Origin of the sequence: uncultured Mobiluncus sp., from assembly GCF_947087965.1 — a bacterium.
GTDB lineage: Bacteria > Actinomycetota > Actinomycetes > Actinomycetales > Actinomycetaceae > Mobiluncus.
The window spans coordinates 100538-114240 of the sequence record NZ_CAMUES010000008.1; the positions used below are offsets into that span (position 1 = coordinate 100538).

Genomic DNA, 13703 nt, shown 5'->3' on the forward strand with positions numbered 1-13703 from the left:
TATAAACGGTCACGCAATGCTGAAAACAGAAAGAAAACGACACCTACACACCACTCAGATGTACTGACCGTCCCACTTGGCTTGTGCGACACCACTGCCCGCCGCGCGGCCTTTTGCCCGTTACGCGCCACCGGGCCTAACGTCCCCACCCGGCCGCGCGACCGACCTTGTGACCCCGCGCGACCGACCTTGTGAACCCGCGCGAACGCCCTTGTGAACCCGCGAATGAACTCAGTTCGCAACCCGATGGTGCGCGGGATAGCTGCCGGGAGCGAGCGGCAGGAAAGTGTAGCCGTTTTGCTTGCCCCAGTCGATGACCTGGGGCATCGCGTCGACGGTGGTGGGGTGGATGTCGTGGCAAAGGACTACTGACACCGTTTTCCCCTGCACTCCGGCGGTAATCTTTTGAAAGACCGAAGCGCTGTTGGTGTGCCCCGAAGCGTCCCCGCTATCTACGTTCCAGTCAAAATAGGTGTAGCCTTTCACGGCCATGAGCTTGGTCAGCCGGCTCATGATTCCGGGCGAGTAGCTGCGGCTCACGGTGTTGGAGCTGCCTCCGGGGAACCGCATCAGCTTGGTGTCCTGACCGGTCTGCGACCGGATAACCTGCGCCATGCGGTCGAAGTCCGCCCAGTAGGCGTCGTCGCTGGCGTAAATCTGGGAATACTTGTGGGTATAGGTGTGAATCCCGATTGAGTGCCCTTCTCGGTAGGCGCGCCCAATCATGTCTGTATGCCCCATCGTGTTGGTCACAAAGAACGTCGCTTTCACCCCTTTGTCGGCCAAAATATCGAGCAAGTGCGCCGTCGCCGGTCCGGGCCCATCGTCAAAGGTCAGATAGATAACTTTGTCCAAGCCTGCCGCCGGGTCAGCGTTGGGAGCAACGGGCTGCATGACGGTGACCTGGCGGGTCGCTGTGCCCTGGTTTCCGCTGGAGTCCGAGACTTGGTAGCGCAACGTGTATGACCCCGCCGCATTCACGTTGACCTGGCCGTCGACTTGGACTTTTGCGGTTAAATCGCCGTCCGCATTATCTGTAGCGGAATAGGAGTCCTGCCAGGGCAGGCCGTAGGGGAGGGTAATCTGTTCCCCGCCGTCGACCGTGATGGCGGGCGGCTGAGAATCCCGTACCGTCACTTTGCGGGTCTTTTTTCCCTCGACTCCGCGGTATTTCGCCGCATAAGTGATTTCATAAGTGCCGACTTTGGAAGTATCGACTTTTCCGGTGGTGTGCAGCTTGAGGTCGTCGTGAGTAAAGGTGAACAGGGTACTGGTTCCATAAGCGGTGGCGCCGGGGTCTTTCCATTGTTCACCGTATTCAACAGTACTGGTGGAGTCGCCTTTCACAGTGATGACGACTTCCCACTTGTTGACCAGGTACATGGTGATTGCGCCGATTGCGGCGGCAACGAAAATCACAGCCAGGATACTGGCAATCCAAATCTTTGATTTCTTACTCACTAAAGCACCTCCCAACAGCAAAACTTTACCAAAGAACAATGCTCGGATAAACCCTTAATTCGGCTAAATCCTTGGTAAATTCGGCACCTGAGCAGCCGTCACAGCCCTGACTTTATTTTCGCCAAAGACCGCGAAACCATCCTCGTGAACGGCATTATTATGGGCTTATGAGTGAATCTAAAAGGCTGGACGCATGGGAGCGCTTGACGGATTGGCCGCTATTGATTTTGGCGGTCCTATTTTTGGGGGCCTATGCCTGGGAAGTCATCGGTGATCTACAAGGCCGGGCGGCCAATGTTACTGAGTTAATTATGAATGTGGTGTGGGCTGCCTTTGCCATTGATTACGTGGTGCGGCTTTCCTTGGCAAAGCCGCGTTTCAAGTGGTTCATCACGCACCTTTTCGATCTGCTCATCGTGGCGCTGCCAATCTTGCGGCCGCTACGATTGCTCCGGCTCGTGACGTTCGTGAAAGTGCTCGGTCGCAAGGCCGGTTCGACCTTCCGCGGCAAGATAGCTCTGTACTCGATAGCAAGCACGGCGCTGCTGATTTTCGTGTCGGCGCTGGCTGTGCTGGATGCGGAGCGCAGTGTTTCGGATGCGCTGATTACGTCTTTTCCGCAGGCGATTTGGTGGGCTTTCGAGACGATTACCACAGTGGGCTATGGAGATCTATATCCGATTTCTGTAACCGGCCGCGCAGTCGCGTTATGCCTGATGACGTGTGGGGTAGCGCTGATTGGTGTCGTAACAGCTACCATGGCTTCGTGGGTTGTCGACATGGTGAATGAAAAAAATGAGCAGGAGCGGGCGGCCACTAGCGCTGAGATTACCGAACTGAAACAACAGATTAGTGAACTCACGCTGCTGGTGGAGTCAAAACGGTGACGATTCGCCTAGGCTCAGAAGGCTGGTTGAAACCAATTTCGTGGGTGATCAGCCGCGCAGGGTGGAACTGTTGAGAGAGATTTCTCACGCCGATTGGTACTTTTTTCGAGGCGTGAATCCTAGAATTCGTTTTATGTTTAAGAAAACTCTCGCCGGCGTTGCTGCCGCTGTTCTCGCTCTAACCCTGCAAATTCCCGCCTCAGCCGCGGGTACTCGTATTGCTGGCCCGGACCGTTACGCGACGTCCCTGGCTATTGCGCAGACGTACTTCCCCACCGCGAAAAACGTGTTTGTCGCTACGGGAACGAATTTTCCTGACGCTTTGGCTGCCGGGCCGTGGGCCGCCGCGCAGCAGGCACCCATATTGTTGGTTGGCTCACAAATTACTTCCGAGCAGCAGGCTTACCTGCAGCAACTCGGTTCGCCCAGCATCACGATTCTGGGCGGTGCCGGGGCGGTCTCGGAGCAAGTTGAGGCTCAGCTGACACAGTTCGGTGCGGTGCAACGAATTTCCGGAGCCAACCGTTACGAGACTGCCGCAAAAATTGCTCTGCAGTTCGGAAAAGCCGGGAAGTTGTATCTAGCGACTGGCACCGGTTTTGCGGATGCGCTGGCTGGGGGCGCGTTGGCCGCACAAGAGGGGGTGCCGATTATGCTTACCGGTCCGGGTGCGCAACAGTATGCGGTTTCGGTGGCTCAGCAGCTGGGCGCTACAGACACTATGGTGCTGGGCGGTCCGGGTGCCCTTCCCGATGAATTCTTGGCGGGAATGCCAAATCCGAATCGGATTTACGGAGCTAACCGGTTTGAAACCGCGTCCCAGATTTTTGCCGCGAAGCCCACCGCCAATGCCTTCCTGGCATCGGGAGTGAATTTCCCGGATGCTCTCTCGATTGTGCCCGCCGCCGGTCTGCAAAAGATGCCCTTGCTGTTAGCGCAGCAGAATTGTTCACCTGTTCAACCTGCAGTGCCGGTTACTTTCGTGGGAGGACCCGGTGCGTTGAGTGATAACTCCAATTTGCAATGTCAGGTTGCCCCGCAGCCCCAGCCTGAGCCTCAACCCCAGCCCCAACCCCAGCCGCAGCCGCAGCCGCAGCCTTCTGACAATGGTGGCTTACAACCAATCGGTAAGGACTGCCCGGCAAACGCCCCAATCAAGGGGAACGCAAATTCCATGATTTACCACATGCCCGGTCAGAGGTTCTACAATCGCACCACCCCGGAGGCTTGCTTCGCTTCTCAAGCTGAGGCGAGAGCCGCGGGCTACCGTAAAGCAAAAGTTTGACACTTGATCGCGCCCGGCGGTGCACCCGCTCAGCTGTGATCGAATGCCGCGCCTAAAATGAAACCCCCGGTTACTACGATAAGCAATACATAAATCCCTATCACTATCAGCGCCCACAGCAGGGTGGCTTTGGCCCAGTTGGACTTGGCGGGCGAGGTTCCCGACCCGAAAGACCAGATGAGCAGCATGACTACGCCCACAATCGGCAGGGAAGCGAGGAAAATCGTCAGCATCCAAGCCCCCAGGCTGGTGTCATCATTCGATTGCACCAGGGGTTGCGAAGCGAAATTGTTCGGCGCGCCCGCGAACTGCTGAGGGGCGAGTCCGGGGGTCTGGTTTGAGAATTGGTTTGGATTCTGTGGGGGTTGCTGGGGCGGCGGGAACTGGGCGGGATTGTAAGGGTTAGACATGGCTTCTCCTGTAATATTCATAGCGAATTCGTGAAATGGATTCACTTCGCGGCATCATTTTACATGGCAGAAAAGCCCTGTGACAAGGTTTTTCACCGCGCTTGCCCCGGTGTGCGTGGGGTCTTTCGCGGAGTCCCCGGTTTCTCCAAGCTGAGATTCGCCCGGTCTAATATTGGGAAACTATTGAAATGCCTGAACGATGAAAACCAATTTAAACTTTTCACTAATGAGGGTTTTCTCAGGGCCGATTGGTCGAGTGTCCAGGCGTCGCCGTCAGGAAAACCAACAATCGACGCCTTCCTTTAGCTTGGTGCCAAAGCGCCGGGTGACTGTCCACAAGGCCAGACTCACCCGGGCTTTGGCGCCAGCCTTTTTAAAATGAACACCGAAAAGCAAACCCTGTGACTTAGGCTAGACTAAGCAAGGGCGTAGCCGTAGCTCACGCAGAAAACACAGGAAGGAAGCTTATGCAGCATCATCAGGAAGGTCAGGAGTCCAGCGACCCCCACGAGCCGCACGGTTCGGGCGGCCATTCGCACACTCATACTCACTCTCACAAGGCCGGTCGTGGGCAGCTCCGGGCAGCGCTTGCGGTGACCTTCACGGTGTTGCTGGCAGAGGTCGTGGGGGCGGCTCTGACCGGTAGCTTGACCCTGCTGGTGGACTTGGGGCATATGCTCACCGATTGCGCGGGTCTGACTTTTGCGCTGGTGGCAGCCAGCTTGCAGCAGCGTCCGGCGACGGATCGGCTCACGTGGGGGTGGCGGCGTGCCGAGGTCATCTCGGCAGCTTTGCAGTCCCTGCTGCTGATTTGCATCGGTGTGTTTGCGTCCATCGAAGCCATCAAACGCCTGATAAATCCCGAAAATATTGAGGACCAAGCGCTGCTGGTGGTGGGCATTATCGGCTTGGTCGGCAACCTCATTAGCCTGACCATCCTGTTGAGTTCCCGGCAGAACAACCTGAACCTGCGCGCCGCGTTTCTGGAGGTTCTGAACGATTCCCTTGGTTCCGTAGCGGTTATCATTAGCGCGGTGGTGATGCTCCTGACCGGGTGGACCCAGATTGATTCCGTGGCGGCGCTGGTCATCGCCGCGCTCATCGTGCCTCGGGCCATCATGATTTTGCGCCCGGCGGGGGCAATTTTGCTGGAATCGACCCCTCGGGATTTGGAGTTGGACCAGGTTCGGGCGCACCTGTTGGAGCTGCCTCATGTTTTAGCCGTGCATGACCTGCATGCCTCCGCGGTTTCCTCGGATTTGCCGGTGCTGAGCGCCCACGTGGTGTTGGCTGACGAATGCTTCCATGACGGGCACAGTCTCGAGATCTTGAGCGAAATTGAGAACTGCCTGCAGAATCATCACGGCATCTCGATTTTTCACACCACAGTCCAGTTGGAACCGGCCTCACGCGCCCAGCTGCACCGCGAAACCTGGCACTAAATCCTGCCCCACCAGGCTTAATAGGGAAATTGTGAACGCTATAGTACCAAATTCGTGGCGGCTTTAATCCTAAATTTGTGGCATCTATAATCAGTAAACTGTGGCGCTGGGAGCAGTGACGGGATGCCCGTTGCGTTCACCATGAACGGAGATATTCCGGAGCTAAAATCCCTAGAATGCGACCTTGCCGATGAGAGCGATGGCGCACAAAATGATGGCCAGCGGCACATAGACGAAACGTCCCACCGATAGCCAGAAAGTCCCGCGAGGCCGCGCGGCTCCCCGATTAATCGCCGCTAACAATTCGTCCTTCTTCATGACCCAGAACCAGGTGATAGCGCCCAAGCTCGCCCCGAGCGGAATGATGTAGATGGAAACCAAATCCATCCACGGGCCCCAGGAGCTAATCGCTTCCATGCCCAAGCCCGCTCCGAGCGCCAGTACGCACAAGCCGACCAACACGACTGTGCGGTTTAGGCGCGGGAACCGGTGCAGCAGCGATTCGCCCACGGCTTCAAACATATTTTGCAGTGAACTGACCCCGGCGAAAATCATGGCGACATACAGAATCACCGCGAACAGCTGACCCAGTGGAATATCTTGCATGATGGCGGGCAGGGTCACAAACAGCAGGCCTGGCCCGGCTCCGACGTCAGTGTTATAAGCGAAACACGCGGGAATAATGACCAGAGCTGCCACCACTGCCGCGAGAGTGTCAAAGAAACCGGTGCGCTGCGAAACTTTCACCACGTCCTCGTCATCGGGCAGGTAAGCGCCGTAGACAATCATGCCACTGCCGGTAATCGAGAGGGAAAAGAACGCTTGACCCATTGCCCACACCCAGACAATAGGGTTGATGAGGGCCTCCCAACGCGGGGTCAACATAAACACATAGCCCTCGATAACGCCCGGCATCAGAGCCACGCGAATTGCCAAAATCACAAAGATGATAAAGAAAACCGGCATCATGATGCGGTTAGTTTTTTCGATACTTTTCGCCCCGAGGAACAGGGTAATCAACGTCCCCACTACGACGATGATGTGGAACGGCACGACCGAGAAACCGGTTCCAGAAAAAGAATCAAACCATTTTTCGGTATCAGTTTTCATCAGTGTCCCGGTCAGGGAATCGAACAGCGCTTTGCAAACGTAGGCCACAATGACGGCGTATCCAATCGCGATACACAGCGAGCCTGCCAAGGGCAACCAGCCCAATGCACTTCCGACCTTGGCTGCCCGGTTCCCACGGGTGGCCCAGGCGGACCGGTAAGTTCCCAAGGTACCGGTGCGGGCACGCCTGCCGTTGGCGAACTCGGCGGGCAGGCCCACGTAGGTGAACAGTACGACAAAGAAAATATAGATGAGCAGGAAAGCGCCCCCGCCATTATTCCCGAGCTTATAGGGGAAGCCCCACACATTAGCCATGCCCACGGCGGAACCTACGGAGGCCAGCACGAAACCCCAGTGGGTAGCGAAACGGTGCGCGGTCTGTGCTCCGTGGTGGCTGGGCCCAGTAGCGGTGTTGTCTGTCACTACGGGCGGTTCGGAGGGGGAGGAAGGGGTCGTCACAAGGTTTCCTTAATCTAGCTCAGAATCCGGTGAGGCGGGTTCATGCCACAGTTTTCCCTTATCGTAGTCGAAAGGGTGGCGAAACTGAGAATTCTCTAGCTTATGGGAAAGGCTGGGGACGAGCGGAGGCGCTATAAAAGCCGCCGCAGTCGCACGCGAACAAACTCCCTGTTCAGCGCCTCACGGGAGGTTTTGATAGCCTGAAAAGGCCGATTCCGAATCTGGAACGGCCATAAAGAAAGGATAAATTTATGGGACAGCTCATTGGAATTATTGTGACCGGCGCGGTGATTGGCGCTTTGGCGAGACTATTTAAACGCGGTGAGCAGCCTATCGGCATCCTGTGGACCATCATCCTCGGGGCGCTCGGCGCCGGTATCGGCGGCTGGCTGGTTAAGTTGTTCGGCTACACCAATGCCAACGGCGGCGTGCAGTGGATTCAGTGGATTGTGTCGATTATCGTCGCCATGATCCTCATCGGTATCTATATGGGTGCTACCGGGAAAAAGAAATAACACCACCCCGTGCTGCCTAAAGGCCGGCAAAAGTCGCGGCGGGGAAAAGCTAGGATAGATTCATGAGCGATTTCCCACTGACTTTTCCGGTAAAAATCTTGCTGCTCGGCGCGGGCGAGCTGGGCAAAGAACTGACGATTTCCCTGCAGCGACTGGGCTGCCAGGTCGTCGCTTGCGATTCATACGCGGGGGCGCCCGCCATGCAGGTCGCCACCGAATATCGCTTGTTGGACATGACTGATGCCGAGGCCCTCGAGGCCGTGATTGCGGCTGTGCGTCCTGACCTCATTGTTCCTGAAGTCGAGAAACTCGCCTCCACTGCGTTGGTTGCGGCCGCGGGGGAGGGGACGCGAGTCGTACCTTCCTCACGAGTGGTGGAACTGACTTTTGACCGCCAAGGCATCCGCACCCTGGCCGCCACGACAGCAAACGTTTTGACCTCGCCTTTTGCTTTCGCCGACTCGTTGGCGGCACTGCAGGAGGGAGCCGCAAAGGTCGGGTTTCCCTGTTTCGTGAAGCCCACCATGTCCTCATCGGGGCATGGCCAGTCTCGCGTGGAGCGTGCCGAGGACCTGCCCGCCGCCTGGGAGGAGGCCTGCTCCGGGGCGCGTGCCGATACCGGGCGGGTCATCGTGGAGGGCGAAATCGCTTTTGACTACGAAATCACCCTGTTGAGCATGCGCCACCTGGATCCTGACAATCCGACTCAGGTTCGCACCAGCTTTTGCGCGCCAATCGGACACCGACAGTCCTCCGGGGATTATGTGGAATCCTGGCAACCCCAAGCGATGAAACCTGAAATCCTTAAGAAAGCCCAGGTCACTGCCCAGAAAGTTCTCGATGCGCTGGCAGCCGACACCGCGCGGGCGGCCGCGGCGAGCGGTGAGTCCGCAAATGCGGACGCCGACAATCCGATGCTGGGCATTTTTGGGGTCGAGATGTTCGTCAAAGGTGAGGACGTGTACTTCTCGGAACTCTCCCCACGCCCCCACGACACCGGCATGGTCACCATGATTACCCAGCCGCAAAACGAGTTTGACCTGCACGCGAGGGCAATTTTGGGGCTGCCTGTGGACACGGCCATGTTCCCCGATGTCAGGGCCGGAGCTTCGGTTCCCCTGAAGTCTCCCGTCGAGTCCGACCAGCCGCGCTACACAGGTGTGGACGCGGCCCTGCAGGTCAGTCCGGACGCGCAGCTGAGAATCTTTGGCAAGCCGGTGGCTCACGTGGGCAGACGCATGGCCGTGGCCCTAGCGACCGGGGTCGACACCGACCAGGCGCGCGCGAAAGCCCACGAGGTCATCGGCAAGGTCACCATTCACTAGGGGTGAGCGCGGCTTTTCCTCTGGGCTTCGCAGGAGCGCTAGCGCGTTTCGGGGTCCGTGGTCAGATGCCTCGCGTGCTTTCTCTCGCTCTTAATCACCGCCTTGAGCTTCTGCGTGAATCCTTGAGATGACGCGACTTTCGGGTAGCTAAGCTGTGAATTGCAGGGCCGTTAGGCCGTGAATTGTGGGGGCATGATGGAGGTGTGTTGGTCAGAGTCACGGTTTCCATGACGCCTGGGCAGCTGAGTTGACCGGTCAATACAAATTTTATTTCGTGCGCGGAAATAAACCCGCGCGGCGTCACAATTTGTTGAAAACCTGCGGAAATCAGTTTCTAAAGGAATGCACCGGGGCGGGAATCCGCCCGCCGCGAGCCGCGAAATCGGCGGAGGAAAATTGGGAAACTTCCATCACCGGCGCCCACCCCAGCAGGCCTCCAAAGTTGGCGCTGTCCCCCACGCCCTTGCCTGGAACCGGTATGACCCGTACCGCGGTAGTCTTGCCCGAAGCGGTGCCTATAGCGGCCTCATCAGCGATTAAACCGGTAATCGTAGCGGGGCTGGTGTCGCCGGGAATCGCAATCATGTCCAGGCCCACCGAACAAATCGCGGTCATGGCTTCGAGTTTTGCCATCGTGATGGAACCGTGCTGCACGCCGTGAATCATATTGATGTCCTCCGAAACGGGGATGAAAGATCCCGACAAGCCGCCCACCATCGAGCACGCCATCAGTCCGCCCTTTTTCACCGCGTCATTGAGCAAAAACAGTGCGGCGGTAGTGCCCGGCGCGCCGACTGCGCAGACGCCCATTTCTTCCAGAATCGCCGCCACGGAATCGCCGACTTCCGCCGTAGGAGCCAGCGACAAATCCACGATTCCAAAAGGTACGGACAGGCGTTGCGCCACGGTCTGCCCCACCAGCTGGCCCATTCGGGTTATCTTAAATGCCGATTTTTTGATGGCTTCGGCGCATTCCTCAAAAGGGCGCCCCCGCACCGTCTGCAAGGCGCGCTGCACCACTCCTGGCCCAGAAATCCCTACTGAAATGACCGTATCGGGCTGGCTGACCCCGTGAAAGGCCCCAGCCATGAACGGATTGTCGCCCACCGCATTGGCGAACACGACCAGCTTTGCCGCCCCAATCCCGTCAGCCGCGGCGGTCGCTTGTGCCGTATCCACGACCACCTGGCCCATGCGCCGCGCCGCCGACATATTGATACCCGTGCGGGTAGAACCGATATTGACCGACGAACACACGATATCCGTGCTGGCCAGAGCCTCGGGAATGGAATCAATCAACGCCAGGTCGCTGTGTGTGGCCCCCGCCTCGACCAACGCGGAATATCCGCCGACGAAGTCGACCCCGACGGCTTTGCCGGCACGATCCAACGCTTGGGCGAAGGGCAGCGGGTTCGAAGTACGGCAAGCGGCCGCCACCAGGGAAATCGGCGTGACCGAAATCCGCTTGTTGATAATCGGCACCCCGAACTCCCGCGACACCTCGCCGGCGGTCGCCACCAGGTGCGAGGCGGCCTTGACGATGCGATCCTCGATACGGGCGCAGGCGCGTTGCACGTCAGAATCGGCACAATCCAGCAGCGACAGCCCCATTGTGACGGTGCGCACGTCCAGTTTGTCCTCGGAAATCATCTGGATGGTTTCCATGATTTGTCGCTCGGTGTCTAAGCTCATTGTCTTGCTCCAATAGGGGATTCAGAAGGGTTCCCGGTCATCTTCCGGGGCGGATACGGGGTTCGTGGTGGGGTCTCACGGCTGATTAGAGGGTGTGCATAACGTTGAAAATAGCTTCAGATTGCACCCGGATTTCCAGGTTCTGGGATTGTTCCACCTCAGTCATGGCTTCCTGCAAGTTCGTCAGGGAGGTGGGGGCGTCGTCCAGCTCCAGCTGCATAATCATCGTGAAGTACGAACCCATCAGAGTCTGGGAAACGTTGGTAATATTGGCGTTCTGGGCGGCGCAGGCATTTGCTACCGCCGCAATAATCCCGGTGTGGTCGATTCCGGTTACAGTCATGATTGCTTTCATGGCTCAATTATGCCCTCCCCGTGCCGCTCAGTTCGGTAAAAGTAGGCGGAGACGGTGGTGTTGTGCCGGATTCTCGCGAAATGCATTGCGGGTTTTAGGTCAGGTGCAGAGTCTGTTCAACTGGTGCATAGTGTTGCATGACGGCTTGACGGTATGCATGAACGTCACCGTTGATGGCGGCATTGAGCATAGCCCGGTGAGATGTCGCGGTGGTGATGAGGCTTTCCTTAGAAGGAGTACCTAATTGGGGAAGTGAGGTAACATTGACTTTCCAAAATGACCCTACTAGCTGGCGCATCACCTCATTGTCGAGCAGCGCTAAGATTCCGTCGTGAAATGCGTAATCTTCATCTGAAAACAGTTTGCCTTCCTTGGCTCGCCGCTCCATCAATTCCACCAGAGTTTCCAGACCCGGTTGAGGGATGCCTTTGAGAGTGTCACAAACCTTTTGAGCCATGCCTAAATCAAGGTAACGGCGAACCTTCACGATTTCACGCAATCCTCCCAGGTTATTTCGACTCATCATAACGGTGCGGAATGCCAAGGTTTCCACCAGCGGCGACATGGACAGCGAACCGACGAAAGCGCCGATTCCACGGCGAACTTCCACAATTTGTAATGCTTCTAAACGTCGTAAAGCTTCTCTGACCGAGGAGCGCGAGACGTTGAGGATTGTGCATAAATCAGATTCGGAGGGCAGGCAATCCCCGGGTGAGAGATTGTTTTGGGTGATGTAGTTCTTAATTTTTTCTGAGCTGTCCTCAACGGCAGTGCTTCGATTATTTCGGAGCTTCTTTGCTGGCGAACCTGATTGCGAAAGCATGATGGAACTATAGCAGGTTATCAGACAAGCTATGGGGTGTATTGCCGAACTCCACTATTTAGGTAATTGTGAGCGACTGGTCCGGGGTGAAAAAACGTTGTGATTTCAATAGAATTCAGTGAATTTTCAGAAATTAATTCAAAATGCTTGTCAGACAAGTTGTATCCTGTTACTCTTGTAGGTAATCCAGTTCGTAAGGATTAACTACTACTCAATGAGGAGAGCAACGAAAATGACATCCCCTTTTAAGAAACGTCATCTGTCTGGCCTGGCGGCAATTACAGCTGCTTGTGCCCTGACTCTGAGCGCTTGTGGCGGAGGCGATGCGCCGAAGGACAACGCTGGAGACAAACCGGGAGCCGGCCCCACCGGCACCCTCAACGTGTTCGCGGCCTATGACACGACTAACTGGCACCCTCTAAATACCTCCTCAGCTTTGGCTGTCGGGGCGAACCTACAGGTAGTAGAGGGTCTTTACGAGTTTGATTACTCTGATTTCACAGCTCATAAGGCTTTGGCAAAAGATGACGAACCGACCAAGATTGACGATACGACCTACGAGGTCGCGCTGCGTGACGGAGCCAAGTTCAGTGATGGAACTCCCGTGACCTCTGAGGATGTCGTAACTTCCTACAAGCGCATCGTGGACGGCGAAAAAGACTCTAGTGGAACCGATGTGACCAGCCCATATGCGGCCTTCATCACTTTCATTGATTCTATCGAAGCCAAAGATGACACCACGGTGACGATTAAGCTCAATCAGCCGATGGAATTCCTCAAGACTCGTTTAGCTGACATCAAAGTCGTTCCCAAGGACTCCACCTTTGATGACATGACTTCCAAACCGATTGGTTCGGGTCCCTACAAGTACGATTCCATTACTGATACCACGGTGGACATGTCGGTCAACGAAAACTACAACGGGCCGAACCCGGCCACAGTGGAAAAGATTCACTACGACTGCAACCGTGACTCTAATGCTCGACAAACCGCGGCTTTGGACGGCACCACGGATGTCGTCGAAGCCGTTGATCCCTCTGGCATTTCCGATTTGGAAGCCGCTGGATGGAAGGTCGAAGGTGCGACCGGCTACGGTATCGGCATGATTGTGTTCAACACCACAAAGGCACCGTTCAACTCCAACAAGACTCGTCAGGGCGTGCTGACCGCTATCGACAAGAAGACCCTGATTGATACCGCTTTGGTCGGCGCCGGTACGGAACCGGATTCTTTCTTGCCGGAATACAACCCGATGCACAAGAAAGCCGCAACGCAGTTTACTTTCGACGCGGACAAAGCCAAGTCCCTGCTTAAGGAAGGCGGCGCGGAAGGCGCGACTGTCAACGTGCTGACCACCACCGATACCTGGATTGCCGCTATGGGCCCCCAGATTAAACAGAACCTGGAGGCAGTGGGCTTGAAGGTACACCTCGACAGCAAGGCTTCCGGCGACGTGTGGAATAACAACGTCGCTCAGGGAGACTTTGACATTGTTATCGCTCCTGGCGATGCCTCCGTTTTCGGTGCCGACCCCGGCATTCTGACTGCGGGATGGTTCTACAGCCCCTTGTGGATGGACGAACGTTTCCGCTTGAGTGAGTCCGACCCGGCTGCCGCTAAGGCCCTGGTTGACGCGATGGATGCTGCCGGTAAAGCCACTGGCGATGATGCCAAGACCGAGTGGGGCAAGGTGCAGGACGCCATCGCTGAACAGGCGGCAATGTACCCGCTGGTGTTCCACACTCTGTACACCGGTTACAAGGAGGACAAGGTCAGTAACCTGACCCCCATTGGGGTAACTGGCCTGCAGCTTATCGGCGTAACGGTTAAGTAACCCGCGCCGCACCAGAGTTTGTCGGGAGGGATGCTTTCCCTCTCGCGGGGACGCCCTCCCGACAAACCTGTGCCACTCATCTTTTGTTATGGGACAGACCGCATG

12 protein-coding genes are annotated in these 13703 nt (G+C 56.7%); 6 read left to right on the forward strand and 6 right to left on the reverse strand.

All coding sequences use genetic code 11. The features are described from left to right. Positions 1-231 precede the first annotated feature (231 nt). Entirely contained in the window at positions 232-1461 is a 1230-nt protein-coding gene (locus Q0V70_RS08715; RefSeq protein WP_297590824.1) for a polysaccharide deacetylase family protein, read from the reverse strand. Between the two features lie 167 nt (positions 1462-1628). On the opposite strand from Q0V70_RS08715, the gene Q0V70_RS08720 reads away from it, so the two are divergent. Both Q0V70_RS08720 and Q0V70_RS08725 read left to right on the forward strand, forming a co-directional pair. Then, complete coding sequence (locus Q0V70_RS08720) at positions 1629-2348, forward strand: potassium channel family protein (protein ID WP_295028478.1); 720 nt, start codon at positions 1629-1631, stop codon at positions 2346-2348. A 133-nt stretch (positions 2349-2481) separates the two neighbouring features. Then, positions 2482-3633, forward strand: coding sequence for a cell wall-binding repeat-containing protein (locus Q0V70_RS08725; protein WP_297590826.1), 1152 nt, complete (start codon positions 2482-2484; stop codon positions 3631-3633). A 29-nt stretch (positions 3634-3662) separates the two neighbouring features. Here Q0V70_RS08725 and Q0V70_RS08730 read toward each other — a convergent pair whose 3' ends face one another. Beyond that, the gene (locus Q0V70_RS08730; protein ID WP_295028734.1) at positions 3663-4043 is read right to left on the reverse strand and encodes a hypothetical protein; all 381 of its coding nucleotides are present in this window, start codon (positions 4041-4043) and stop codon (positions 3663-3665) included. A gap of 467 nt (positions 4044-4510) precedes the next feature. Here Q0V70_RS08730 and Q0V70_RS08735 point away from each other — a divergent pair, with 467 nt between their 5' ends. Then, entirely contained in the window at positions 4511-5485 is a 975-nt protein-coding gene (locus Q0V70_RS08735; protein ID WP_297590829.1) for a cation diffusion facilitator family transporter, read from the forward strand. A 171-nt stretch (positions 5486-5656) separates the two neighbouring features. Here Q0V70_RS08735 and Q0V70_RS08740 read toward each other — a convergent pair whose 3' ends face one another. Next, complete coding sequence (locus Q0V70_RS08740; RefSeq protein ID WP_366126964.1) at positions 5657-7018, reverse strand: sodium-dependent transporter; 1362 nt, start codon at positions 7016-7018, stop codon at positions 5657-5659. A 287-nt stretch (positions 7019-7305) separates the two neighbouring features. Between Q0V70_RS08740 and Q0V70_RS08745 the strand changes: the two genes are divergently transcribed. Both Q0V70_RS08745 and purT read left to right on the forward strand, forming a co-directional pair. Continuing rightward, positions 7306-7569, forward strand: a complete 264-nt coding sequence (locus tag Q0V70_RS08745; protein WP_297590833.1) for a GlsB/YeaQ/YmgE family stress response membrane protein — start codon at positions 7306-7308, stop codon at positions 7567-7569. Between the two features lie 62 nt (positions 7570-7631). Next, positions 7632-8894 carry a formate-dependent phosphoribosylglycinamide formyltransferase gene (gene purT, locus Q0V70_RS08750; RefSeq protein ID WP_297590836.1) on the forward strand — a complete coding sequence of 421 codons (1263 nt, stop codon included), beginning with the start codon at positions 7632-7634 and terminating at the stop codon, positions 8892-8894. 327 nt (positions 8895-9221) lie between these two features. On the opposite strand, the gene Q0V70_RS08755 is transcribed toward purT, so the two are convergent. From Q0V70_RS08755 to Q0V70_RS08765, 3 genes are all read right to left on the reverse strand, one after another. Further along, positions 9222-10586 (reverse strand): PFL family protein, encoded by a 1365-nt coding sequence (locus Q0V70_RS08755; protein WP_297590838.1) that lies wholly within the window; start codon positions 10584-10586, stop codon positions 9222-9224. Positions 10587-10671: 85 nt separating this feature from the next. Beyond that, positions 10672-10941 carry an ACT domain-containing protein gene (locus Q0V70_RS08760; RefSeq protein WP_297590840.1) on the reverse strand — a complete coding sequence of 90 codons (270 nt, stop codon included), beginning with the start codon at positions 10939-10941 and terminating at the stop codon, positions 10672-10674. 94 nt (positions 10942-11035) lie between these two features. After that, complete coding sequence (locus Q0V70_RS08765) at positions 11036-11764, reverse strand: FadR/GntR family transcriptional regulator (protein WP_297590843.1); 729 nt, start codon at positions 11762-11764, stop codon at positions 11036-11038. Positions 11765-11996: 232 nt separating this feature from the next. Between Q0V70_RS08765 and Q0V70_RS08770 the strand changes: the two genes are divergently transcribed. Further along, a complete protein-coding gene (locus Q0V70_RS08770; RefSeq protein ID WP_297590846.1) occupies positions 11997-13598 on the forward strand; it encodes an ABC transporter substrate-binding protein in 1602 nt (533 codons plus the stop codon). Positions 13599-13703 lie beyond the last annotated feature (105 nt).

Excerpts from the sequence above, each read along its gene's own strand:
- Q0V70_RS08720 (WP_295028478.1), top strand. The coding sequence starts at position 1,629 with ATGAGTGAATCTAAAAGGCTGGACGCATGGGAGCGCTTGACGGATTGG.
- Q0V70_RS08725 (WP_297590826.1), top strand. The coding sequence starts at position 2,482 with ATGTTTAAGAAAACTCTCGCCGGCGTTGCTGCCGCTGTTCTCGCTCTA.
- Q0V70_RS08730 (WP_295028734.1), bottom strand. The coding sequence starts at position 4,043 with ATGTCTAACCCTTACAATCCCGCCCAGTTCCCGCCGCCCCAGCAACCC.
- Q0V70_RS08735 (WP_297590829.1), top strand. The coding sequence starts at position 4,511 with ATGCAGCATCATCAGGAAGGTCAGGAGTCCAGCGACCCCCACGAGCCG.
- Q0V70_RS08745 (WP_297590833.1), top strand. The coding sequence starts at position 7,306 with ATGGGACAGCTCATTGGAATTATTGTGACCGGCGCGGTGATTGGCGCT.
- purT (WP_297590836.1), top strand. The coding sequence starts at position 7,632 with ATGAGCGATTTCCCACTGACTTTTCCGGTAAAAATCTTGCTGCTCGGC.
- Q0V70_RS08755 (WP_297590838.1), bottom strand. The coding sequence starts at position 10,586 with ATGAGCTTAGACACCGAGCGACAAATCATGGAAACCATCCAGATGATT.
- Q0V70_RS08760 (WP_297590840.1), bottom strand. The coding sequence starts at position 10,941 with ATGAAAGCAATCATGACTGTAACCGGAATCGACCACACCGGGATTATT.
- Q0V70_RS08765 (WP_297590843.1), bottom strand. The coding sequence starts at position 11,764 with ATGCTTTCGCAATCAGGTTCGCCAGCAAAGAAGCTCCGAAATAATCGA.
- Q0V70_RS08770 (WP_297590846.1), top strand. The coding sequence starts at position 11,997 with ATGACATCCCCTTTTAAGAAACGTCATCTGTCTGGCCTGGCGGCAATT.